General features: G+C 61.1%; 20 protein-coding genes and 4 pseudogenes. 18 read left to right on the plus strand and 6 right to left on the minus strand.

From position 1 onward, the window contains the following. Positions 1-63: 63 nt before the first annotated feature. From Q2M23_RS44255 to Q2M23_RS40310, 3 genes and pseudogenes are all read right to left on the minus strand, one after another. Positions 64-163 (minus strand): annotated as a pseudogene (locus Q2M23_RS44255) (hypothetical protein); the annotation flags it as partial. 108 nt (positions 164-271) lie between these two features. Beyond that, positions 272-817 (minus strand): carboxymuconolactone decarboxylase family protein, encoded by a 546-nt coding sequence (locus Q2M23_RS40305; protein WP_316399021.1) that lies wholly within the window; start codon positions 815-817, stop codon positions 272-274. A 221-nt stretch (positions 818-1,038) separates the two neighbouring features. After that, on the minus strand, positions 1,039-2,037 hold the full coding sequence (locus tag Q2M23_RS40310; RefSeq protein WP_316399022.1) for a helix-turn-helix domain-containing protein: 999 nt from the start codon (positions 2,035-2,037) through the stop codon (positions 1,039-1,041). Positions 2,038-2,472: 435 nt separating this feature from the next. On the opposite strand from Q2M23_RS40310, the gene Q2M23_RS40315 reads away from it, so the two are divergent. Then, positions 2,473-3,492: a LysR family transcriptional regulator gene (locus Q2M23_RS40315; protein WP_316399023.1), complete on the plus strand. Its 1,020-nt coding sequence runs from the start codon at positions 2,473-2,475 to the stop codon at positions 3,490-3,492. 60 nt (positions 3,493-3,552) lie between these two features. Here Q2M23_RS40315 and Q2M23_RS40320 read toward each other — a convergent pair whose 3' ends face one another. Beyond that, a complete protein-coding gene (locus Q2M23_RS40320; protein ID WP_316399024.1) occupies positions 3,553-4,239 on the minus strand; it encodes a redoxin domain-containing protein in 687 nt (228 codons plus the stop codon). A gap of 321 nt (positions 4,240-4,560) precedes the next feature. On the opposite strand from Q2M23_RS40320, the gene msrB reads away from it, so the two are divergent. The 4 genes and pseudogenes from msrB to Q2M23_RS40345 all read left to right on the plus strand — a co-directional run bounded on the left by msrB (position 4,561) and on the right by Q2M23_RS40345 (position 7,243). After that, positions 4,561-5,013, plus strand: coding sequence for a peptide-methionine (R)-S-oxide reductase MsrB (gene msrB, locus Q2M23_RS40325; protein ID WP_316399025.1), 453 nt, complete (start codon positions 4,561-4,563; stop codon positions 5,011-5,013). A gap of 2 nt (positions 5,014-5,015) precedes the next feature. Beyond that, on the plus strand, positions 5,016-5,528 hold the full coding sequence (msrA, locus tag Q2M23_RS40330; protein WP_316399026.1) for a peptide-methionine (S)-S-oxide reductase MsrA: 513 nt from the start codon (positions 5,016-5,018) through the stop codon (positions 5,526-5,528). A 310-nt stretch (positions 5,529-5,838) separates the two neighbouring features. Next, entirely contained in the window at positions 5,839-6,093 is a 255-nt protein-coding gene (locus tag Q2M23_RS40340; RefSeq protein ID WP_316399027.1) for a DUF2171 domain-containing protein, read from the plus strand. A 122-nt stretch (positions 6,094-6,215) separates the two neighbouring features. Beyond that, positions 6,216-7,243 (plus strand): annotated as a pseudogene (locus tag Q2M23_RS40345) (transaldolase). 290 nt (positions 7,244-7,533) lie between these two features. Here the strand turns inward: Q2M23_RS40345 and Q2M23_RS40355 are convergent. Continuing rightward, on the minus strand, positions 7,534-8,901 hold the full coding sequence (locus Q2M23_RS40355) for a helix-turn-helix domain-containing protein (RefSeq protein ID WP_316399028.1): 1,368 nt from the start codon (positions 8,899-8,901) through the stop codon (positions 7,534-7,536). Positions 8,902-9,559: 658 nt separating this feature from the next. Here Q2M23_RS40355 and Q2M23_RS40360 point away from each other — a divergent pair. The 13 genes and pseudogenes from Q2M23_RS40360 to Q2M23_RS44260 all read left to right on the plus strand — a co-directional run bounded on the left by Q2M23_RS40360 (position 9,560) and on the right by Q2M23_RS44260 (position 21,616). Then, complete coding sequence (locus Q2M23_RS40360) at positions 9,560-9,751, plus strand: hypothetical protein (RefSeq protein ID WP_316399029.1); 192 nt, start codon at positions 9,560-9,562, stop codon at positions 9,749-9,751. Between the two features lie 57 nt (positions 9,752-9,808). Next, a complete protein-coding gene (locus Q2M23_RS40365; protein ID WP_410469827.1) occupies positions 9,809-10,126 on the plus strand; it encodes a GNAT family N-acetyltransferase in 318 nt (105 codons plus the stop codon). A 351-nt stretch (positions 10,127-10,477) separates the two neighbouring features. Next, positions 10,478-11,272 carry a gluconate 2-dehydrogenase subunit 3 family protein gene (locus Q2M23_RS40370; RefSeq protein WP_316399031.1) on the plus strand — a complete coding sequence of 265 codons (795 nt, stop codon included), beginning with the start codon at positions 10,478-10,480 and terminating at the stop codon, positions 11,270-11,272. An 11-nt stretch (positions 11,273-11,283) separates the two neighbouring features. Next, positions 11,284-13,044 carry a GMC family oxidoreductase gene (locus Q2M23_RS40375; RefSeq protein ID WP_316399032.1) on the plus strand — a complete coding sequence of 587 codons (1,761 nt, stop codon included), beginning with the start codon at positions 11,284-11,286 and terminating at the stop codon, positions 13,042-13,044. A gap of 25 nt (positions 13,045-13,069) precedes the next feature. Next, positions 13,070-13,447: a cytochrome c family protein gene (locus Q2M23_RS40380; RefSeq protein ID WP_316399033.1), complete on the plus strand. Its 378-nt coding sequence runs from the start codon at positions 13,070-13,072 to the stop codon at positions 13,445-13,447. Between the two features lie 774 nt (positions 13,448-14,221). Next, complete coding sequence (locus Q2M23_RS40385; protein ID WP_316399034.1) at positions 14,222-14,857, plus strand: nitroreductase family protein; 636 nt, start codon at positions 14,222-14,224, stop codon at positions 14,855-14,857. A 33-nt stretch (positions 14,858-14,890) separates the two neighbouring features. Further along, positions 14,891-15,436: a peroxidase-related enzyme gene (locus Q2M23_RS40390; RefSeq protein ID WP_316399035.1), complete on the plus strand. Its 546-nt coding sequence runs from the start codon at positions 14,891-14,893 to the stop codon at positions 15,434-15,436. 44 nt (positions 15,437-15,480) lie between these two features. Next, on the plus strand, positions 15,481-16,194 hold the full coding sequence (locus tag Q2M23_RS40395; protein ID WP_316399036.1) for an FMN-dependent NADH-azoreductase: 714 nt from the start codon (positions 15,481-15,483) through the stop codon (positions 16,192-16,194). Positions 16,195-16,271: 77 nt separating this feature from the next. Then, complete coding sequence (locus tag Q2M23_RS40400; RefSeq protein ID WP_316399037.1) at positions 16,272-16,766, plus strand: DUF3788 domain-containing protein; 495 nt, start codon at positions 16,272-16,274, stop codon at positions 16,764-16,766. Positions 16,767-16,964: 198 nt separating this feature from the next. Beyond that, the gene (locus tag Q2M23_RS40405) at positions 16,965-17,882 is read left to right on the plus strand and encodes an NADP-dependent oxidoreductase (protein ID WP_316399038.1); all 918 of its coding nucleotides are present in this window, start codon (positions 16,965-16,967) and stop codon (positions 17,880-17,882) included. A gap of 65 nt (positions 17,883-17,947) precedes the next feature. After that, entirely contained in the window at positions 17,948-18,865 is a 918-nt protein-coding gene (locus Q2M23_RS40410; protein ID WP_316399039.1) for an NADP-dependent oxidoreductase, read from the plus strand. Between the two features lie 90 nt (positions 18,866-18,955). Continuing rightward, positions 18,956-19,409: pseudogene (locus Q2M23_RS40415) on the plus strand ((2Fe-2S)-binding protein). A gap of 4 nt (positions 19,410-19,413) precedes the next feature. Next, positions 19,414-21,616: pseudogene (locus Q2M23_RS44260) on the plus strand (molybdopterin cofactor-binding domain-containing protein). 109 nt (positions 21,617-21,725) lie between these two features. Here the strand turns inward: Q2M23_RS44260 and Q2M23_RS40440 are convergent. Beyond that, positions 21,726-23,456 (minus strand): glutamine--tRNA ligase/YqeY domain fusion protein, encoded by a 1,731-nt coding sequence (locus Q2M23_RS40440; RefSeq protein WP_316399041.1) that lies wholly within the window; start codon positions 23,454-23,456, stop codon positions 21,726-21,728. Positions 23,457-23,637: the final 181 nt, after the last annotated feature.

A 23,637-nucleotide genomic window follows, 5' to 3' on the forward strand; every position in this document is an offset into this window, starting at 1 on the left:
CATCAGGCTCCTGACCCGCAGACTCGCGGCTGCAGCTAAGGTTGGGTGATTTATGAGTCAGACTCTGAGGAGCGCGCTCGGGGCGATGTCCCTCCACACGTCAACGCTGGCATGCTCCTTCGTGAGCCCGCGCGGCCAGATGCGGTCGACGAGCACCCCTCATGCCGTCCGAGGCCTCGGGCGGCTGGTAGATGCGCTTGACACCAGGCCGCGGGACCGTCAAGACATCGGATTCACCAGCCCTCCCCTCTCCAAAGGAAGGTACCTCGCGTTAGCCTGCCTTCGCGGGACTGACCTTGGGAAAATCGATCGGGGTCTGCACCGCATTGTTCATGAAATTGGTCAACAGGAACTGGGCAGTCAGCGCAATCATCTCGACGATGTTGGCGTCTGTCCACCCAGCATCCCTGACCGCCGCAAACTGGGCGTCGGAAACTTTGCCGCGCGTCTCGATGAGCGCCTTCGCGAAGGCGACCGCAGCCTGGCGCTTGGGATCGCTCGAGCGGCCCTCCCTGTTCAGCCCGATTTCGTCCGCCGGGATTTTGGCCAGGTTGCCCGCGATGAAGCTGTGCGCGGCCAGGCAGTAGTCGCACCCGTCCGCCTCCGACACCGCCAGCGAGATCCCGTCTCTCGTCTTGACGTCCAGGGTCTTCGCGAGCGATCCCATCAGTGTAGCCCAGCCGGAGAGCGCGTTAGGGCTGATCGACATGAGGCGGTGCAGGTTGGGCACGAAGCCCAGCATCTTGTCAACGTTGTCGAGGATCGGCTTGGACTCCGCGGGGGCGTCCTCGCGTTTCGGAATGGCAATACGCGGCATTTGATCCTCCTTCTGAAGAGCGCAAACGATTATTCGGTTGGTGACGATGCCGGCCGTCACTGACGCCGATCGTCTCAGCCACTGGTGGCCACTGGACTGCCTCGAAGATTAGGGCGCGTCGCGCCGCGGCGATCATGTTTCTTGATCATGCAATCGATAACAGCACGTCATCGGCTAAGCACCGACCGGCGCACCAATGTCATGTGTCCCGGACTTCGTCCTCAGCTGCGCCCGACTCGTCGCCGCGCTGACCGGGGAAGAGCCGGCGGCGCGGAGCGCTCTTCCCCCTCAGATTCTGCCGGGGCGTATCCATGCACTTGGCGAAAGGCACGGAGAAAGCTGCTGTAACTTCGATAACCGACCGCACGCGCGATCTGCTCAACTGAAAATGTCCTCGCGGCGAGCATATCGGCTGCACGCTTCATCCGCATTTGCCGGAGCGCGACCATTGGCGAACATCCGATTGCGCGCACGAAGCGCGCCATGAATGCGGATCGGCTCAAGCCAGCCTTATGCGCCAAGGTCATGACAGAGTGATCGGCCGATGGTCGCGCCACCATATCGGCGAATGCCAGGGCGATTTGACGGTCGCTCAGGATAGAAAAGCGTTCGAGCCAAACGCTGGTCGAATTCAGACTCCGGCGGACGAGCGTGACGAGGACCTGCTTTAGGATGGCGGTCGTCATCGCCTGCATTCCAACCTGCCGGCCGCTGATTTCTGCCAACGCATCCTGCAACTTTGACCCTAGTTCATCGCCGGGTTCGAAGCGCTCGACAATCGGCGTGGAAAGGCCTGCAAAGAGGTCGATCGACGAGCCGTAGGTGGCGCGAAAGTACCCGCAGATCAGCACGACCATCGGGTCGACGTCCCCGGCTACGAATCGCTGGACACGCTCGCCGAAGCGCGGATCCCATTGCGCTTCGACCACATTCACTGTCTTGGCCGCTGTGCGGTCATCGACCTCGATGTGAAACGGCTTCTTGGCCGGTGTGATGACAAGGGTGTGAGGTACCAGAGGAAATGCGGAGAAACCACCCACGACCATCCGTCCGGTCCCGGAAAGATTGTAGTGGATGGAGGGCGCGTCCGCGCTCCCGAATGACAGGCGCCAACCTGGACTGACCAAACACTCGATGAGCCCAATGACGTCGACATCCAAGGTTGCCATCAGCACATCGAGATCGGATCGAGGCAATGCAAGATTTGGACTATCGGACATGTGTTTCGGACCCTCAGATTGAGCTGGTGTCCTAGACTTGCGACAGGACAACGCAGTCGATGGGAACCGCAATCATCGCTCGATGGTACACTCAGAACTGCAAATCTTTGTACTGTTATATGGCTAGGGACGGTGCGCATCTGCTCGCCATGACCAGCGGCCTAGACGGAAGTTGGCGTCTCCTTGACTAGCGTGAGCATGCCGCGCTCGCCGCGGCCCTCATTCCAACCGTCCAGAACTGAGACCTTAGGAGATTCTAAATGAGCAAACAGCGTCGCTGAGAACACTTCCGCGAGACGGGGTCGACAATTCCGAGGCAGCGCAAAATATCCGTTTCCGTGGAAGCTCCGAAACAAACCGCTTGACCATCGCCCCTGCCCACCATGGCAACGAACTGGAACGATCCGAACCACGGCGAATCTTTCGAGTATGAGCATGCAGCTTTATCAGGTGCGATATTTCTTAGCCCTAGCAAGGACACTCAATTTTACGCGGGCTGCGGAGCAATGCAATGTGACGCAGCCGGCGCTGACAAAGGCAGTACAAAAGCTTGAGCAAGAACTCGGTGGCGCGTTGATTCACCGTGAACGTCACCTCACCCAACTCACGGAACTGGGCAAGATGATTTTGCCCACGCTGGAGAAAATGCTTGCCGCCGCGGAGGCGGTACGGCTTCAGGCGCGAGGCTATCAAAAGAAGACAATCGCCCCACTCAAGATCGGGTTGGTGCCGTCAGTCTCCGCCGCACTCATCACGGAATTGCTACTGGAACTCGCCAGGATCATCCCTGACCTTCGAGTCGATCTGCGCGAGGCGGATGCCGACGGGCTCGTTGCAATGCTTTTGGATGGCGGGATCAATGCCGCACTCGTAGGTGACGCCGTGGAGCTACCTGAGCGTATCGACCGCTGGCCGCTCTTCGAGGAGCGGTACGTGCTCGTCCTGTCTCGGAAACATCCGATGGCGAGGCAACCCGTTGTCCCGCTCCAAGACTTGCATGAGGCGGTATTTCTCGAACGGGTCGGATGCGACGTCGCAGGCCGATTCAAGCAGGCTTGTTTTGCCGACCATCCAGGTCCTAAAGTTGTGCACAGGAGCGCACAGGAAAGGCATCTTCAGCAAATGGCATCCGCCGGTTTTGGAGCCATCCTGGCGCCGGAGCACGCCCCCAGGCTGCCGTCGCTCACCGCTATTCCAATTGAGGGCGACCCCGTTCGGCGCGAGGTGCAGCTTTTGGCCGTGGCGGGGAGGCAGCATTCGCCGGCGCTTGACGCCTTTATCAAGGTTGCTCGTATTCGCGACTGGACAAGTGCGCTGGACAAACTCCGCCGCGCATCTGCCCCTGCCTCGAACAAGGACAATGTTCGCAAAGCTGACGCACAAGGTGCAGGCTCCTTGATCCAAATCACGAGTCCCGGTCCCGCCTGCTCATGCTCGAGCTTGTCGCGGGCATAACGCAGTTGCAGTCGCCACGCGTAGCCTCTTGAATCGACTCATCTCATGTCCGGTCAGGCCCTAAGGGCGAGGCTTAGGTCCATCTAATTCGGACAGTGCAGCAAGCACGGTTTCGGTCGTCGATCCCGTGATGGAGCCCGGCCCGACACACGCTCGACGGATGATCCCTCGTTGGTCGAGGACATAGGTGGCCGGCATTGGCAACATCCAAAATGAGAAGCCATAGGGAGCGGAGAGATCAAGGCCGCGCCGCAAGAGGCGGCTCTTTATTTCCGCCGGCACCACGGACACCAGGCCAAACGAAAGGCTCACCCCAAGATCTAGGTCCGAGAGGATTTCCAGATCCAGTCGGTGATCGCGTTTGAACCTGCGTGGCAAGCCTCCAGTCTCGGGCGTTATGACAATTGCTCTGGCGTCGGCAGCGCGGATACTAGGGGTGGCCCCGTGAAGAGCGAGTAGTGCAGCTGCGCACAATGGGGACCAGGTCCCGTAAACAAAGGTGACGATCAACGGTGCAGTTTGTCGCAATCCCAAAGATGAAACGAGCTTTCCATTTGCCTCGGGGAGAAGGAAATCGGGGGCAGGTTCGTTCGCCTTCAGGGCGCCGTCAGGAACGCCCGCTTCTCGCAGCCATGATGAAAGCAGCCGGTCGGTTCGGATGTCCAGCGCGCGAAAGCCGCTCAAGGTCTCCGCGGAGGATTCGATCGGCGTACTGGCCGGGCGCCCCTTCGAAACTTCGTCGTCCATTCCAGTTCTCCCCAATGGCGCCCCTCGCGGCATCTGTCCGCGTATGTTTTTTGCATGGTGACCGTGCGTTCCGGGAAACTAAAATTCAACTTTGGAATGGAAGTCATTGACGAATTATCTTTAGGAATAGTCGGGCGAGCGCCGATTCAAAGTCCTGTTCCCGCAGTTGTCAGACCCGTCGCCTGGGCCATAAATCGGTCCCGGCAGATTGAAACACCTCCGGGTGTCGATCCGCATGGCATCGTTTCGATAGCCGGAGGTGATTGGACGGTCGACCACCCGGTGCCTATCTTCAATGCTGAACAAAAAGGAGTACGGCGAATGGCGATCTACAGGAAAACCCCCGAAGCCGTCTCGAAGTTGACTCCCGAGCAGTACCGCGTCACGCAGACCGCCGGGACCGAGCGCCCCTTCGCCAACGAATACTGGGACAACAAGGAGCCTGGCCTCTACGTCGACGTAGTTTCCGGCGAGCCGCTCTTCGCATCCTTCGACAAGTTCGTCAGCGGGACGGGATGGCCGAGTTTCACGCGGCCCCTGGAGGCTGCAAACGTCGTCGAGAACGTTGACAGCTCGCACGGCATGGCACGGACGGAGGTTCGCTCCAAGCACGGCGACAGCCACCTTGGCCACGTTTTCCCGGATGGGCCGCGCGACAAGGGCGGGTTGAGGTACTGCATGAACTCGGCCTCCTTGAGATTCATCCACCGCGACCAATTGGAGCGCGAGGGTTACGGCGCGTACGCAAAGCTCTTCGCAAAGCAGGAGGCCTGACGATGGCAGCGACTACAGAACGCGCAATCCTGGCAGGGGGTTGCTTTTGGGGAATGCAGCAACTGGTGCGACGCCTGCCCGGTGTCGTCTCAACGCGGGTCGGGTACTCGGGCGGCAACGTCAAGAACGCCACGTACAGCAACCACGGCACGCACGCAGAAGCGATCGAGATCACGTTCGACCCGAGTCAGACGAGCTTCCGCGACCTGCTGGAGTTCTTCTTCCAGATCCACGACCCGACGACGCCGAACCGGCAGGGAAACGACCGAGGCGCGAGCTACAGGTCGGCGATTTTCTACACGAGCGAGGAACAACGCCGCGTCGCTGAGGACACCATCGCCGACGTCGAGGCCTCAGGGCTGTGGCCGGGCAAGGTGGTGACGGAGGTTTCGCCCGCTGGCGACTTCTGGGAGGCCGAGCCCGAGCACCAGGACTACCTGGAACGCTACCCGAATGGCTACACCTGCCACTTCGTCCGCCCGCAGTGGAAGCTTCCGCGCAGAAGCGCCGCCTGAGGGCGGCGCGGGAACGTGTGGATGGCGGCGGACACAGCCTTACTTCGCTTCGAGAAACGAGGATTGCGACGCACCATCGCCAATACCCGCGCTTCCGCGCGGTCGAGGGAGCGGTCGGCGAGTACAACCGCAAGATTCATGTCCGGCCGGTTCGTGCTGCGAGACGGTTCGTGCGTCACACCGCCGGGCCACGTCCGCGCGAGCTACCGGAATTTTTCGCCGGCGCACACGCGTTGGCAATTCGCGGGTCTCTGGCTGGCGGAGCACGCTTCGCTTCGCCACAGTTGACGAAATCACAAGGAGAGATGAGATGACCACGAACAATATCGTCCAGAACATGGAAGTGATCGGCGCGGACGGTGTTCACGTCGGCACTGTCGACGGTGTCGCCAATGGTCGCATCAGGCTCGCCAAGGGCGACAGCGGCGAGGGCCAGCACAAGGGCCACGCGCATTTCATCGACCTCGGGCTGATCGCCGACGTCGAGGGGAAAAGGGTTCGCCTCTCGGCAAACGCGGCGGTAGCGGTGACGTTCGAAGAGGAGCAATCGGGAAAGCCCGTCTGACGAAAGAAAACCCGACGACCCTGGCCACGCGCGAGGCATAAAAAAGCGCGAACCGACGACAGGAAACCGGTTTCGCGGGCATGGTGCATGCACGGCTTGAGCCGACTGGAGAGGAAACGGCCTTGGCGTCGAAGCTGGATCAACTACGCGCAATGACAACGGTGGTCGCCGACACGGGCGATCTTGGTGCGGTGGCGCGTCTCAAGCCGGCAGACTGCACGACGAATCCAACGATCGTCCTGAAACCTATCGACAATCCCGAGTACAGAAATGTTGTCGAAGAAGCGCTGACATGGGGACGAAAACGGAGCGGCGACGCTGCACGCGTCGCCGCCGCGACTGCCGACCGGCTCGCAGTCTCCGTCGGAGTGGAGCTCTTGCGACTCGTGCCAAGCTTTGTGTCCACCGAGGTGGACGCCAACCTGTCGTTCAATATCGGAGCGTTGGTCGCGAGGGCGCGCCAGATTATCGACGCCTACAAGCAGCGCGGCGTCGGACCCGAGCGCCTGTTGATCAAGCTCGCATCGACGTGGGAGGGAATACGCGCTGCGGAGATCCTCCAAAGCGAGGGTGTCAAGTGCAACATGACGTTGCTGTTGAACCGGCCGCAGGCGATTGCCAGCGCCGAAGCTGGCACCTTCCTGATCTCGCCGTTCGTGGGCCGCATCTATGACTGGCACAAGAAGTCTGGTGGAAAGGACTTCGACCCCGCCGAGGATCCAGGGGTCCGGTCCGTGCGGGACATCTACGGATACCACAAGTCGAACGGCATCGAGACGATCGTCATGGGGGCGTCATTTCGCAACACCGGCCAGATCGAGGCGCTGGCCGGATGCGATCGGCTGGCGATCGCGCCAGCCCTCATGGACGCGCTTGCGTCCGAGGGGGCGAGCTCAAGCGGGTCTTGGCGCCGACCGCCGTGGAGCCACGCTCCCTTCGCACGGCGGAAGACGGGATCTGCCACTGGTTCGTGAGCGAAGACGCCGTCGACATTAAGCACCTGGACCCCGCGGGTCCGATGGACGAAACAACCTTCCGGTGGATCATGAACGAGGACGCGATGGCGACCGAGAAGCTGTCCGAGGGCATTCGCGTGCTCGCGAACGACCTGAAGACGCTCCGCCGCAGGACCGCAGAACGCCTCCTGTGAGCCCGCGACGTCGCCACGGCCGACAGCGAACGCAGAGCCGTGATCATCGTGATGCACCACCTGAACAACTCGAGGTCTCAAAGATCCCATGGCTGCTCGAGGAGCTCGGGCTGCAGGTCCGTCCAGCGTATCTCGCCGCGGTCGCGCGCGGCCGCGGCGTCGCTCTCGCGGAGTGAAGGCCGGCGTCAGGCTGAATCGGATTCCTCGATCGCATCTTCGGTCGGCGTGGTGGGACATACGGCAGACCTGCTCCTCAGCGAAATCTTCGGCGATGCAAACGCTCTTTGCTTCTAGCGCTGCGACCACCGAAACTCTCGAGGGGTCTCACCGAGCAAATGACGGAAATGACGTGCTAGATGACCCTGGTCGAAAAAGCCAACAGCGAACGCAATTTCTGCTAACGGAAGATCCGTCCGAACCAACATCTCTTGGGCGCGCTCAACGCGCTTTTGCGTGAGGTAGACATGCGGCGTCACCCCGGCGGATTGCTTAAACTGTCGTGCAAAATGATGCACTGATAGTCCGGCAACTCCAGCCAGCATCGAGAGATCGATAGTTTCGCCCAAATGCACTTCCACGTACTCCCGCACCCGACGCATTGCGCCCGGCGACAATCCGCCCCATGCTTGCGGTGCTGGCGGCAGGGTCGAAACATCAATCGAGCCCAGGCGCGGCCGCGTGTGCAGGTCATGGCTCGTTGGATTGTTTGAGGCAGTCACAGGGCGATCGGGTGGAGTGACAAGCGCGGGCCGACTATCATTGCTGCCGGCGATCGGTAACCGCACAGAGAAATCGGTCCGGTCCCGGTGCCGGAAAATGTCGACGTTTCGCTCGAAGATCGACCACAAGCTGGTACCTGCCCGGAGTCCACGATCATCGAGCATAAGGGACGTGCGCGCGAACCGATTTGCGCCCATGATACGTTGGTTGCCGTCAATCGCCAGCAACATGCCTTGAGCGCCTCTCTCCGGCGGCGCTATGGCGACGATCCACTCTCGACGGAAGTGCTCACGAAAAAATCGCTCTTCTATCGCGCATGCCGATCGCAGTGTGAGCGCACCAGTGAGCGCGTGCGCTCGTTCCGAGAGTTCAGGATCGACGGCAGAGACGTCCAACACTGCCATCAATCGCCCATCAACCCCGAAGATCGGCGCACCAGAGCAGCTCAGGTTAATGTGTCTGGACCTAAAATGCTGGCTTCTGTGGACCGTGACTGGCCGCTCTTCTATAATGCAGGTGCCGATGCCGTTTGTACCCTCCAACTCCTCGGACCACACTCCCCCAAGCCAAGTTCCCCAATATTTGAACTCGCTTGCCCGCATATCTTCACCGCGATGGGCGACTACGATTCCCGAGCTATCACAGAACAAGATGGCATAACCAGCTTCACGAACCACCCTATATAATTCATCTATCTCCTCTTGGGCACTAACGGTGAGCTTATCCAGCGGTTCGCGAAAATGCTTCAATTCAGCCGGCGTAAGGATGCGCGGCGCCGTGCTATCGACTGGATCAAGTCCGTATTTTTTTACTGATCTTTGCCAGGAGCTTGATACTGCTTCCACCCCCGGCGGAGGCGCCGCCCCCTGAGCAACCGAACAAACGTGTTCGACGTGCCCAGCGAAAGTGTCGAGCGAGCTTGCAGACAGGAGTCCCATCACCGCACCTGGTTCACGATGGACAGGCTTATAGCAATGGCGCGCCGTCTATCTTCTGCCCGTGGCAAAACGCGCTATCGCGGCACACGGCGCCGCAGGTCCTCAAGACACCACGGACACCTAAAATATCATCCTCGAAGCGGCATCAAGGTATACCGCGCGGAGTACCCTCGCAATCTCCGCAGGGGCAGCTGACGGTACTGCTTTTGGCTATGGAACAGCGAGCCTGACGGCGCGCCGTAGGCCAGAGTTCCAAGTAAAAAAGCAAGGGCCTCCGGTCCGGATCAAATCCCTCCAAGAATGGCTAGATCATTTGTTGGATGGTCAGCCATCGGACCAGACCTTCGCGGTCTTGTGTTCCGCTCCGAACATCCAAAGGAGAACGCTATGATCGACACTGGACATGTGGGCGCCGCGTCAGACAATATTGCCGAAGCGACGCAGCGCATCGCGACGATAGTCGCTAACGCTCGGGCCGCTCGGCACCTTCTGGATCACCGGCCGCCGGACCTAGACGAGATACGACAAGCGCTCGATTGCATCGTGAGGGACGCTTATCGAGCCAGTGACGTGATCTACCGGGTCCGCGGGCTGCGGCCCCTTCATGGAGGCACCACCGAGGAAGGAGCGCGTGGAGATCAATTGAGCGATCCGCGACGTGCTCAAACAGACGCGTGACGAGGTAGCGAAAAACGGCGTATCAATGCTGACGCACTTCGCAGCGCGCTCGCCGACTGTCCAAGAAGATCAGGTGCAGCTACAGCAAGTAATCCTCAATTTGATTATCAACGCCGTGGAAGCAATGAGCGGCATGCGCGAAGAACCGCGCATCCGTCGCCGTTCGTCCTGACACACGGCTCGCCCGCTTGCTGCGGCGGTATCCTGGACAATCCGGCAATGAACCGGCTTGAAATGCCCTTCGGCGACGGCGCGCTCGCAGTCGCCTACTAAAAGCCGCCGCGCCCTGCTCCACACGGAGGTGCCGCAAGAGCTGTCCGGCAAAGGGCACGGATCGCGGCTGGCACAAGGCTTTTTCGAAGCGTTGCGATGCGATGGAAAAAGGGTGATCGCGAAGTGCCCCTTAATGTCTTCCTACGCCGCCCGACACCTCGAGTATGGCGCGCTCCTCGATGCTGATCGAAGACGGACGGGACGCACGCGCGCACAACGCTTCTGGATGAGGATACCTCCGTCTATCGAATGCATGACCAAAGATAATTTCTAATTTCGTCGGCTGCGTCCGATCTTCGGGTCTGCTGGGCCGGCCGAGCACACGCGGTCGCCTCCACTAATCGAAAGCATTGCGGCGAGTCACCGTGCCACGCGTGGGCGGTAAAGGAGCCTCCATGAAGTAACCGACGACTGTTGGCCTGGCTGTTGCCGTCTCGCTGCTCGCCACCACTTTGGCGGCGCTCGCGTAGATCAGCGCAGCGGCTCCGACCGGCCCGACCTCGAACGTGCGTCAGGCAGACTGAGCTTCGCATGAGGCGACCCACGCTTCCGCCGCACAGAGGGACGCCTCGCACATGGATGATCACGCGACTATGCCGCGACAAAAAAGTGGACTGCAACTCCGATGACCAATGACCAAAGCGACAAAACCTTCCATCCGAATCGTCGAGGCTTTCTCGGCGTTGCCGCTGCCACGGGCGCCGCTTCGCTGGCTCCGGGTGTCCTGATAGGAACCGCGGCGACAACCACGGCGCTCGCGGAAGCATCCGAACCGGCCTCCTCCCAATCCGTGGATGCTTCCGCGAGTACTATCGCTGCCAAGTTACCGTCGCCAGTGCCCGGCTATCTGTCATTCGGCCCGGACGAAGCCCGCTTCGTCGAGGTGATGGTCAACGTAATGTGTCCTGCGGATGCGCTGACACCCGGCGGCGTCGATTGCGGGCTTTCAGCCTACATCGACCGACAACTGGCAGGCGGTTTCGGTAAGGGCGCGCGCGTCTATATGCGCGGCCCCTGGCGAGAGGGTAAACCTGAACTGGGCTATCAATTGCCGCTCACACCCGAGCAGTTTTTCAAGGCGGGCCTCGCTGCCGCAGATGCGGCCTGCCAGAAACTCAATGGCAAGGCCTTTAGTGAATTAGATGAAAGTGGTGCCGACCGATTTCTCCATGAAATTGCCAACGGCAAGGTGACAGACGAGCGCGTCCAGCTCGCCTCGTGGTTCAACGAACTCGTCTATCCGCTGTTTGAGCAAGCTTGTTTCGCCGATCCCGTTTACGGCGGCAATGTCGGCAAGGTGTTTTGGAAGGCGATCGGCTATCCAGGTCTCCCCGCGGTTCATTCCCAGGACATGGTCGATTTCCGTGGCAAGCCTTTCCCGGGTGCCGCCGATCCGAAATCCATCGCCGACTTCGCCTAAGGGAAACAATCATGCCTACACGCTTGAAACATCGCACCGTCGTTTTTGTTGGCGGAGGATTCACGGCGGCGCTGGCTGCTCGCCAGCTGACGGCCAAGGGCGTCGATGTCGTCGTCCTTGAACGGGGAATCGACCGCACCCATACCGCCGCAACAAGCCTGCCATCTCAGCGCGACGAACTGCGCTGGGACGTGCATGGTGATCTCTTTCAGGATTGGTCCGTCCAGACCTACACGCTTCGCCATGATGGCGGCGAAACGGCGCTGCCGATACGGCGTCTCCAGGCCTTCAAGCCCGGCGAGGGAATGGGCGGTGCGGCCAATCACTGGAACGGGCAGACCTGGCGCTGGAGCGAATCCGACCCCGTTTTGCGCACCCACCTTGAGAACCGGTATGGAAAGAAGGCTATTCCCGCTGAAATGGCGATCCAGGATTGGGGCGTCACCTATGCCGAGATGGAGCCCTATCACGATCGGTTCGAAAAACTGTTCGGCATTGCCGGCAAGGCAGGAAATCTGCGTGGCAAGGTGCAGGAGGGCGGAAATCCGTTCGAGGCACCACGGCAGAACGAGTTTCCGCAAAACCCTCTGCCTATCACCGAAGCGGGCGTGATCTTCAGCGAGGCAACCAAGAAGCTAGGCTACAAACCTTTTCCCATGCCGGCGGCGAATTCGCCGGTGGCCTACACCAATCCCGATGGTATGCAGCTTGGTCAGTGCCAGTTCTGCGGCCATTGCGAGCGCTTCATCTGCGAAGCCAATGCAAAGGCCAGCCCCGAAGTTCTACTCTATCCGATGCTGAGAAAGCGCGAGAGCTTCGAATTGCGTCTGGAAACGCATGTTCTCGATATTCTTTATGATCGCAAGGCAAAACGCGTGAGAGGCGTTCGCTACATCGATCGCGTAACCGGCGAGGAGTACGAACAGCCAGCGGACGTCGTCGTACTTTCTTCCTTCACGATGTCGAATACCAAGTTTCTGCTGATGGCGGGGATCGGGACGCCTTACAATCCCAAGACTGGTCACGGGCTGGTCGGCAAGAATTTCTGCCACCAGACGATGTTCGGCACGCGTGTCTTCTTGAAGGACCGCTGGATCAACCCGTTCCTGGCGTCCGGTGCGTCACAGACCGTGATCGACGAGTTCAACGGGGACAATTTCGACCACAGCGGTCTTGGCTTCTTCGGAGGCGGCTACATCTACGCCAACGTGACGAACGGACGGCCGATTACGAGCCGGGCTGTGCCGCCCGGCACGCCGAAATGGGGCGCGGAGTGGAAAAAAGCCAACGCCGATTGGTACGCACATAATTTCAGCATAACTGCCCATGGCAGCTGGTATCCGCATCGGGAGAATTATGTCGACCTCGACCCGACCTATGTCGACGCCTATGGGCAACCGCTCTTGCGCATGACGTTCGACGTTCGCGAGAACGAGCGCAAGATGTCGGTATATCTGTCGAAAAAGATCGACGAGATCGCCAAAGCGACCGGTGCCGACATCGCACCGCCGACAGCCCCCCGCAAGGGGCCATACGATAGTCGCGTGTATCAGACCACCCATGTCACTGGTGGCACGATTATGGGAAGCGATCCTGAGACGAGCGTCGTCTCCCCTCACCTGCAGCACTGGGATGCGCAAAACCTGTTTGTCGTCGGTGCATCCGTCTACCCCTTCAATGCAGGCTACAACCCGACAGGCCCGCTAGGGGCTCTCGCGCTTCGACTCGGCGACGACCTCAACGATTATGTCGCGCGGCCGCACCACCTCTGATCCCGACCTAAAAAGGACGTTCCCTATGAAAAGTGCGGGAAAGATTGGCGCGTTTATCGCGGTGCTCGTACTTGCGGGAGCAACCACCGATCCCGGCTACGCACAGGACGCCGAGCACGGAAAAACCATCTTCAAAGCTTGCGCAGCTTGCCATGCGACAGATCATGCCGGTCGCTCCGGGCCGGGCCTGGGGGAAATCATCGGCAGGAAAGCGGGTACGGTTCCCGGCTTCAGCTATAGTAACGCGATGAAGAAGTCCGAAATTGTCTGGGATACGAAGATCCTCAATGCGTATCTGGAATCGCCACAGCAGGTGGTTCCCGGAAACAGGATGCCCTACGCAGGGCTGAAGAACCCGACGGACCGGACGGACCTCGTCGCCTATCTTGCTACCTTGAAGTAGCGGCTGGTTGCGCGAGGCGTCAGCAAGACGCCATCCCTTCGCACGCTAAACAACGATACTGCCGATCAATGTGTGCAGGCGTCCGAGCTTCACACGAAGGTGCCGCAAGAGTTGTCTGGCCTGGGGTACGGATCGCGATTGGCGCATAGCGTCCTCGAAGCGCTGCGACGCGATAATGGTGATCGCGAAGCTCGCCTTCAAGTCTTCCTACGCCGTCCGGCCCGAGTACGGCGCGGCTCTCGATGCCTGACCGCAGACCGACGGGGCGCACGCGCACAGCGCTTTTAGGCAACGATACCCACGCTTATCGAATGCATGTCCAAACGGAATTTCTAATTTTGCCGGCTGCGTCCGATACTGAGGTCCGCTGGGTCGGCCGAACACACGGCCGCCTCGACATTGAATGAACACATTGCGCCGAGCCACCGTGCTGCGCGCGGGCAACAAAGGAGCCCCCATGAAATCGCCGAAGACCGCCGGCCCAGCTGTTGCGGTCTCCCTGGTCGCGGCTACCGTGGCGGCGCTCGAGTAGATGAGCGAAGCGACTCCAGCCGGTCCGACCGCGAACGTGGTGGACGCTGATGTGTCACTGGTCAAGCCGCCGCCGTACACCGAGCAGTTCTGGAAGGTCACACTGTTCTGTCTTCGCTTTCGGAAAACTACCCGTGGCTCCTGGCATTAGATGTCGAACGGACCCATCGCCGCAGCATTTTCAACAGAGAGAGCGAAAGCACTCTCGTACCTCAACCCATCCCTTCACCAATAGGAATCACCATGACCGACGGAATCACCATGACCAACGCCGTCATCGAATGCATCTCGAGCCGCAGCGCCACCAAGTACTTCGACCCTGCCGCCACCTTGAGCGACGAACAAATCCGCGAGCTGGTGAGAATCGGCACCACCGCGCCGACGTCCTTCCACCTGCAGAACTGGCGCTTCATCGCCGTACGCACGCCTGAAGCCAAGGCTCGGTTGCGTCCGCTCGCTTGGGATCAGCCCGCGATCACCGAAGCAGCCGTTACCTTCATCGTCTGCGGTGTGTTGGCCGATTCCAGCGTTGTACCAGAGCGTCTGGCACCGCTGGTGGAAGCGGGCATCATGCCGGCAAAGATGGTGCCGGAATGGGAAATCCCCGCACGCAATCTGTACATGGAATACCCGCAGCGCCAGCGCGACGAGGCAGTACACACCGGCACGTTCGGCGCGGCGGCGATGATCTATGCGGCCCGCTCGCTGGGCCTGGGTTCGACGCCGATGATCGGTTTCGACGCCGAAGCGGTGCACCGCGAGTTCGGATTGGCCGAGGACGAAGTGCCGGTCATGCTGTTGTCCGTGGGGCCGGAGCGTCCGGGAAACTGGGCGCAGAAGCCGCGCCGTCCGGTCGCCGACGTGCTGGATCTCGTATGACTATTAGTAAAGCGTAACTTACGGAAGACTACGATGCCAAGAAGCGCACCTCTAAAGCCGGAACAAGCGCCGGCCGATAGCAAACCGACTCTCGATGCGATCACCAAGAACATCGGGTTCACCCCAAATATGATGGCGACCTTCGCGCAGAGCCCGATCGCGTTCAACGCGTGGGCCGCCCTGCTCGGCTCCTTGAGCAAGGTGCTCGACGTGAAAACGCGTGACAGCATCGGCCTCGCTGTCTCCGAAGTGAATGGCTGCAACTATTGCCTGACGGTTCACAGCTTTACGGCCGAGCATATGGCCAAGCTGTCGGCCGATGAAATCATTCTCGCTCGGAAGGGCCATGCCAGCGACCCGAAGCGGGACGCCGCCGTCCAGTTTGCGCGCAAAGTCATCGAGACCCGCGGCAAGGTCAGTGACGCCGATCTGAAAGCCGTTCGCAATGCAGGCTACACGGATGCGAACGTCATGGAGATCGTCACGCTGGTGGCTATGTACTCCCTGACGAATTTTTTCAACAACGTGTTCGATCCCGAGAAGGACTTTCCCGCCGTAACGCCAGCCGGCTCGATCTGAGCTTTGTCCCGTCGCAACTTCTCGAAGCCATTGGGATCGATCACATGCACATTCTCTATATTGATAGCAGTCCGCGTCGAGAATCGCATAGCCGTGAGCTTTCGGCCGCGATCGCCGAAAAGCTTCTCGAGGTTGCGCCCGGGGCGAGCATTACCCGGCGTGATTTAGGGTTCGAACCCTTGCCCCACACCGTGGCTAACTATGCCGCCGCGTTGGCGTCGCCCGCCACGTTAGCCGCCCCGCCGAAGGGTTCTCTGGATATTTCCGAAGCGCTTATCCGGGAAGTCGAAGCGGCCGATGTTGTTGTCATCGGAACGCCCATGCACAACTTCGCTATTCCCTCGGTCCTCAAAGCGTGGATCGATCAAATCCTGCGCGTCGGTCGCACGATGATGTCGACGCCCGCCGGAAAGGTGGGAATGCTCCGGGATCGTCCGGTGTTCATCGGCGTCGCCTCTGGCGGCGTCTTTACCGGCGACCGAGCCAACCAGCCGGACTTCCTCACGCCATATCTGTCGCTGGCACTTAGTTCCATTGGGCTGAAGACCCAGCAATTTATCGCTCTAGAGGCCACCGCGTTCCTCGACCGAGAGCAAGCTCCATTGGCGAGGGAGAAAGCGCTCGCCGCTCTCGATCTGACTGTCATGGGAGAGCTTCGAGGCGTCGATGGCTGCCCTGCAGTGCTCTCAGGCACCGGTAAACCGTATCGCGAGGCATACCCCCATGCTCCGGAGAGCGTCGTACCAGGAGCTCCCTAAGGGCGCGCCGCAAGCGCTTGGCACGCCCGCATCATAATCCTCCGGCCTCCGCCGGACTATGAACACGAGGTCTTTTGATGATTTTACCTATCGGAACGAGAGTAACAGCCGCCGATGGCGTGACGCTTCCCAAAATCGGCGACAGGATCACCGACAAATCAGCACCGCCCGATGACGGTGCCGTCCGCGAGTGGATCGGACCAAAGGCGTTCGGGTATTGGACCGAGCTGCGGAACTGGATCGTCGAATTCTACCCTGGAGTTTTCGCGCCGGACTGGCTCTACGGTGGCAGAAACCGCGGTTGGTCCTTGCGCTACAAGAAGACCAGGGCGTTCTGCACCTTGGTGCCGGAATACCGGCTGTTTTCGGCCGTGGTCGTCATGGGTGGAGCTGAACGAGAGAAGTTTGAGGAGCGGCGTTATGTCTGGCGTCCGCACTTGGTCAAGCTCTATGACGAAGCCAAAACATACATCGACGGAAAATGGCTGACAGTTGCCATCTCATCGGCGGATGATCTGCACGATGTGGCGGAGCTTCTCACTTTGAAGCGCCCGCCACCGTCGCGCGGTTGAAGTTCACAAAAATGCTGGGTTCGCCGCGCGATGGCTCCGAGGAATGCGAGCAGCGGTCTCGCCGACATCACACAGCAATTCGACATCAAGGTCGTCGCGGAAGGCGTCGAGCCGATAACCAGCTGCGTGAGAGATCGAAAAGACCTTCCACGCCTGCAATTTACCCCGAACCAATAAATCTCTGAGGAGACAATTCCCATGAAAGCAATCGTGGTAACGGACCAGGCTGCGGGAACGTCCGGGATGAAGCTGGCGGAGCGGCCCGAGCCGCAGGCAGCGATAAACGACGTGGTCGTTCAGGTTCATGCGTCGGGATTCACCTCGGGTGAGCTGACGTGGCCCTCGACCTGGACGGATCGCCTCGACCGTGACCGAACACCGTCGATCCCTGGGCAGGAGCTGGCCGGAGTGGTCACCGCTCTCGGCTACGGCACGACGGGGCTGTCGGTCGGACAGCGGGTATTCGGCCTCTCGGACTCATATCGCGGCGGCACCCTGGCGGAATATGTGGCCATCGAGGCACGCAACCTCGCGCCACTGCCGAGCGACGTCGACTTCACGGTGGGCGCCAGCGTGGCGATGCCGGGCCTGACCGCATGGCAAGGGCTGTTCCAGCATGGCCATCTTCAGGCGGGGCAGAGCGTCCTCGTACACGGCGCGGCCGGCGCAGTCGGTTCGATGGTGACGCAGCTCGCACGAGAGGCCGGCGCTTACGTCATCGGCACCGGACGCGCCCCCGACCGCCAGAAGGCGCTCGATTTCGGCGCGCAGGAGTTCGTCGACCTCAACAACGACGCGCTGGAAGACGTCGGCGGCGTCGATCTGGTGTTCGATGTCATCGGCGGCGACATCGGGAAGCGGTCCACAGGCTTGATTCGAGCCGGAGGAACACTGGTGACCATCGCCGGGCCAACCGAGGCGCGGCCGGCCGATGGCCTGACGATCGACTTTGTTCTCGTGTCCGATCGCGCCCAACTGAGTGAGATCGTCAAGCGGGTGCGGGACGGACGACTGCGGACGAACATCGGCAACATCGCGACCCTCGACGATGCCGTCGCCGCTTTCAATCTGACCAAGCGGATCAGCGGGAAGACGATCATCCGCGTTCGTCCGTGAGGCGACATGCGCCTGTCACTGCGACATTTCCACCAAAGAGACAAATAACCAAGGAGACAATTCACATGAAGGCGATCGTTGTGATGGACCAGGCCGCGGGAACGGCCGGGATGAAGCTGGCGGAGCGGCCCGAGCCGCAGGCAGCGATAAATGACGTCGTCGTTCAGGTTCATGCGTCGGGATTCGTACCGACTGAGCTAACGTGGCCCCCGACCTGGACCGATCGCCGCGACTGTGACCGAACACCGTCGATCCCCGGCCACGAGCTGGCCGGAGTGGTCACCTCTCTCGGCTACGGCACGACGGGACTGTCGGTAGGTCAGCGGGTGTTCGGCCTCGCCGACTGGTATCGCGACGGCACCCTGGCGGAGTATGTAGCCATCGAGGCACGCAACCTCGCGCCGCTGCCGGGCGACGTCGACTTCACGGTGGGCGCGAGCCTGCCGATCTCAGGCCTAACCGCGTGGCAGGGACTGTTCGAGCACGGCCGTCTTCAGGCGGGGCAGAGCGTCCTCGCGCACGGCGCGGCCGGCGCAGTCGGGTCGATGGTGACGCAACTTGCACGAGAGGCCGGCGCTTACGTCATCGGCACCGGACGCGCCGCCGACCGTCAGAAGGCGCTCGACTTCGGCGCGCAGGAGTTCGTCGACCTCGACAACGACGCGCTGGAAGACGTCGGCGGAGTCGATCTGGTGTTCGATGTCATCGGCGGCGACATCCAGAAGTGGTCCGCAGGCCTAATTCGAACCGGAGGAACGTTGGTGTCCATCGTCGGGCCGACCGAGGCGCGGCCCCCCGACGGCCTGGCGGTCGACTTCGTTGTCGAGTCCGATCGTGCCCAATTGAGTGAGATCGTCCAGCGGGTGCGGGACGGACGACTGCGGACGAACATCGGCATCGTCTCGACCCTCGACGACGCTGTCGCCGCCTTCAACCCGACCGAGCGACGCAACGGGAAGACAATCATCCGCGTTCGTCCGTGAGCGACACGCGCCCATCGATGCACGCGGCCGGCCGGCGCTGTCCAGGTCGGCCGACTGCATCCTATCAGCCGCAGCCACTGAGAGGCCGTCATGGCTTTCATGTTGAAGATTAACGGCACACCCATGAGGTCGATGTCGACGGCGACACCCCGCTGCTGTGGGTGCTGCGCGACGTGCTCGGCATGACCGGGACCAAGTTCGGTTGCGGCAAGGCGCTGTGCGGCGCCTGCACCGTGCATGTCGACGGTGCGGCGACGCGGTCCTGCATCACCACGGTCGATAGCGTCGGCGACAGCGCGGTCACCACGATCGAGGCGATCGGCCAGACGCCGCAGGGCGCGGCCTTGCAGAAGGCTGGCTGGAGCTGGAGGTGGTGCAATGCAGCTACTGCCAGTCCGGCCAGATCATGTCGGCGGCGGCGCTGCTGAAGGACACGCCGAAGCCGAGCGATGACGACATCGACGCCGCCATGTCAGGCAATGTCTGCCGATGCGGCACCTATCAGCGGATCCGCGCTGCGATCAAGCACGCTGCGGGAGTTTGAGATCATGGATGGGCTTATTATGAGAGAGCAGATTGCCGATGAAACAGCGATGTCGCGGCGCGCCTTTCTTCAGGGCACAGGTTTGCTGCTTGGTTTTGCGCTGACCGGCGCAAGCACGGAGTCTGTCTTCGCGGCGCCTGCTTCGCAGGTAGTCGAAAACGAGGTCGCGGGTACTTTCGCGCCGAATGGACTTATACGGATCAATCCAACCGGCGCCGTGACCCTGATCATGCCGATGGCCGAGATGGGACAAGGGGTTTACACGGCCCTCTCGATGCTTCTGGCTGAAGAACTGGAAGTGGAGCTCGACCAGATTCAGGTTCAGCATGCGCCGCCAAATGATGCGCTTTACGCCAACTCGTTCCTGCACATTCAAACTACAGGTGCTTCCTCCTCTGTACGTGCCTTCTGGACGCCCCTGCGTCAGGCAGGCGCCGTCGGTCGCAACATGCTGATTGCGGCAGCTGCCAAGCGGTGGGGTGTCGATCCAGCCACTTGCCATGCCAAGAACGGCGTCGTGTTCAATGCGTCCGGATCGAAGCATCTGAGCTACGGCGAACTTGCGAAGGCTGCGGCGAAATTGCCTGTGCCGCCTGCAGCAAACGTCAAATTGAAGGATCCGAAGGCTTTCACACTGATCGGCACGCGTGCCAAGCGCGTGGATTCATCGATAAAGGTCGATGGGCGCGCGCTCTACGGCATCGATACGCTATTGCCGGGAATGAAGGTCGCCGCGGTTGCTATTTCGCCTGTGCTCGGCGGCAAGGCGAAAACGGTGGACGAGAGGGCTGCGCTGGCAGTGAAGGGCGTCCGGCAGGTGGTCAATATCGATGAAGCGGTTGCCGTCGTGGCGGATCACATGGGTGCGGCGAAGAGGGCCTCGAGGCTGCCGCCATCACGTGGGACGATGGGCCGAATGGCAAGGTTAACAACGCCGATATCGTCAAGCAACTGGAGGAGGAATCCAAAAAACCGGGCGCGGTTGCCCGTAACGATGGCGATGCAGGGAAGGCTCTTGCACACGCGGCGCAACGGCTCGAAGCCGTCTATCAGGTGCCTTTCCTGGCCCATGCGGCCATGGAGCCGATGAACTGCACCGTTCATCTGCAGAAGGATCGTTGCGATGTTTGGGTCGGGACGCAGGCGACGTCGCTCACGCCTGGTGGTCGAACTCACCGGTCTGCCAAGGGATGCGATCAAAATTCACAATCATCTGATTGGCGGTGGCTTCGGCCGAAGGCTGGAGGCCCATGGCACGGTGCTGGCCGTCAAGATCGCCAAGCACGTCGATGGCCCGGTGAAGGTGATCTGGAGCCGCGAGGAAGACATCCAGCACGATATGTATCGGCCGTACTACTTCGATCGACTGTCGGCCGGACTTGATGCTGGTCGGCGAGCCGGTTGCCTGGACGCATCGGATCGCCGGCTCCTCAATCGCCGCTCGCTATATTCCCTATTGGTTCAAGGACGGATTGGATCTCGATGCCGTAGAAGCGGCGGCCAAGCCGCCATATGCGCTGCCCAATATCCACGTCGACTATGTCCGGGTCGAGCCCCCTGGTGTCCGGACGGCTTTCTGGCGCGGCGTCGGACCAACTCACAATGTTTTTGTGGTCGAAAGCTTCATGGATGAGCTCGCGCATGCCGCAAAGCAGGATCCTGTCGCTTATCGCAAGGGATTGCTGGGTCACAATCCGCGAGCGCTTGCTGTTCTGTCCCTTGCCGCGGAACAATCAAGGTGGGGATCACCACTTCCCGCACGGCATGGCCGCGGGATTTCGGTACAATTCGCATTCGGAAGCTACCTGTCGCAGGTCGCCGAGGTCGAAGTGACGGCCGATGGCTCTGTCAAGGTCAAGCGGATCGTCTGTGCGGTTGATTGCGGCATGTACGTCAATCCGGATACGATCGAAGCACAGGTTGAGGGTGGAACGCTTTTCGGGCTGACCGCTGCGCTCCATGGGTCAATCACTTTCAAGGATGGACGCGTCGAGCAGAGCAATTTCGACAGCTATCTGTCGATGCGTATCGACGAGGTGCCGGTGGTGGAGACGCACTTGATCAAGAACGCAGAGGCTCCAGGTGGCATTGGTGAAGCTCCGACGGCCATTGTCAGTGCTGCGGTAAACAATGCGATCTTCGCCGCCACCGGGAAGCGCTTGCGCAGGCTGCCGTTCGACACGGATTTGCTGAAGTCGTCGTCATAGTCCTTGCCCATCATCCCGTGCGCGTCGCAGCGCGCACGGGATGACTGTCCGGAGCCGACTGGCCCCGAATGGGACGATTCCGCGAGATGCACCACTCGAGGGAGTGGCCTCAGACAGTACGGCGCTGCGTGGGTAGCAAGGAGTTGCTCCGGGAGTGCTGTGGCTTTCCCGGGCTCTCGCGCAACGAGGCGGTTCGATTGAAGACCAGCCGTTCGGGGCGGGAATCATCGTCGTGGCTGAAATAGCCTTGGCGCTCGAACTGCAACGCCTCGCCGTGGGGATCGGAGGCGGTTGCGCGCTCGACGAGGCAGCCGCGTAGCGTATGCATGGAATGTGGGTCGAGGTCGGCTGCGAGGTCCGTCGGGCTCGGCCTTGCTGCTGAGAAGAGCCGGCCGTATAGCCTGACCTCTGCTGGCAACGCATCCACAGCGCTTACCCAGTGGATTGTCGCCCCGACTTTTCGCCCGCCGGCGCTAGCCCTGCTGTCGGGGGCGTAGGTGCAGCGTAGCTCGACCACACGGCCTGCTGCGTCCTTCACGACATCATGGCAAGTGACGAGGTAGGCGTAGCGAAGCCTCACCTCGCGGCCCGGCGCGAGGCGCCGGAAACCGTGTGGTGGCGCCTCGTGGAAGTCGTCTTGCTCGATGTACACCTCGCGGGAGAACCGAACGACTCTTGTCCCGAAGGCCGGGTCCGCCGGGTGGTTTGGCGCGTTGAACTCCTCTATCCGGCCCGCATCGTAGTTCTCGATTGTCACCTTGAGCGGCTTGAACACCGCCAGTCGTCGGGGAGCCCGCTCATTAAGGACATCTCGGATCGCTGCGTCCAGGACACCGTCGTCGACCGTACTGTTGGCCTTCGAAACTCCGACGCGGCGTATGAACCGACGCACCGCCTCGGGAGGCACGCCGCGTCGGCGCAGGCCTGCAAGCGTCGGCATCCTCGGGTCATCCCAGCCCGCCACGTGGCCGTCGCGCACTAGCTCCGTCAGCGCGCGTTTTGAGAGGACGGTATGCGTAATACCCAGGCGAGCGAACTCATACTGTCGGGGTCGCGATGGCACCGGGAGGTTGTCGAGGAACCGGTCGTAAAGGGGTCGGTGATCCTCGAACTCGAGGGTGCACAGCGAGTGGCTCACCCCTTCGATGGCGTCGCACTGGCCGTGTGCGAAGTCATAGCTCGGGTAGATGTGCCAGGCCGTGCCGGTGCGCGGATGGCTGGCGTTGAGAATACGGTAGATGATGGGGTCGCGGAGGTTGAGGTTCGCTGACGCCATGTCGATTTTCGCGCGGAGCACGCGCTCGCCGTTCCTGAACTCTCCGGCGCGCATCCGCGCGAACAACTCAGCATTTTCCTTCACGCTGCGGTCGCGGAACGGGCTGTTCCGGCCAGGGCTCGTCAATGTCCCCCTGCCCTCTCTGATATCGCGCGCGGACTGGTCGTCCACGTAGGCCTTGCCGATGTGAACGAGATGGCAGGCCCACGCGTAGAGCTGCTCGAAGTAGTCGGAGGCGAAGTGGAGGCCCTGCGCCCAATCGAATCCGAGCCACTGGACGTCGCGCTTGATCGCGTCGATGTACTCCACCCTCTTCTTTGCCGGATTCGTATCGTCGAGGCGCAAATTGCAGCGGCCGCCGAATTCCTTCGCAAGCTCGTAATTCAGCACGATCGACTTCGCGTGTCCCAGGTGGAGGAAGCCGTTCGGCTCGGGTGGAAAGCGCGTGACCACGACACGCGTGCGGCCGGTCTCGACGTCAGACGCTATGATGCCGCGGATGAAATTGCTGGCGCTCGCGCCCGCTTCTCCGACGTCGTTCTGTTGAGGCACCTTCCGCCTCACGCCTGGAGTTCGTTGGGCGGGTGCGCGCCGAAGCCATGCATCCTGAGCGCCCATTGCAGCGCCACGACGGCGCCCTTGACCGGCTTCAGGAAAGCTATCGAGGCCTAGGTGGTGTGGACACTTATCGCAGCCATAGGACGATGGCAGCGAGAGTGACGACGGCCCGGTAATTCCGGGCGGT

Source organism: Bradyrhizobium sp. 33ap4 (genome assembly GCF_032654765.1).
Taxonomy (GTDB): Bacteria; Pseudomonadota; Alphaproteobacteria; order Rhizobiales; family Xanthobacteraceae; genus Bradyrhizobium; species Bradyrhizobium australafricanum.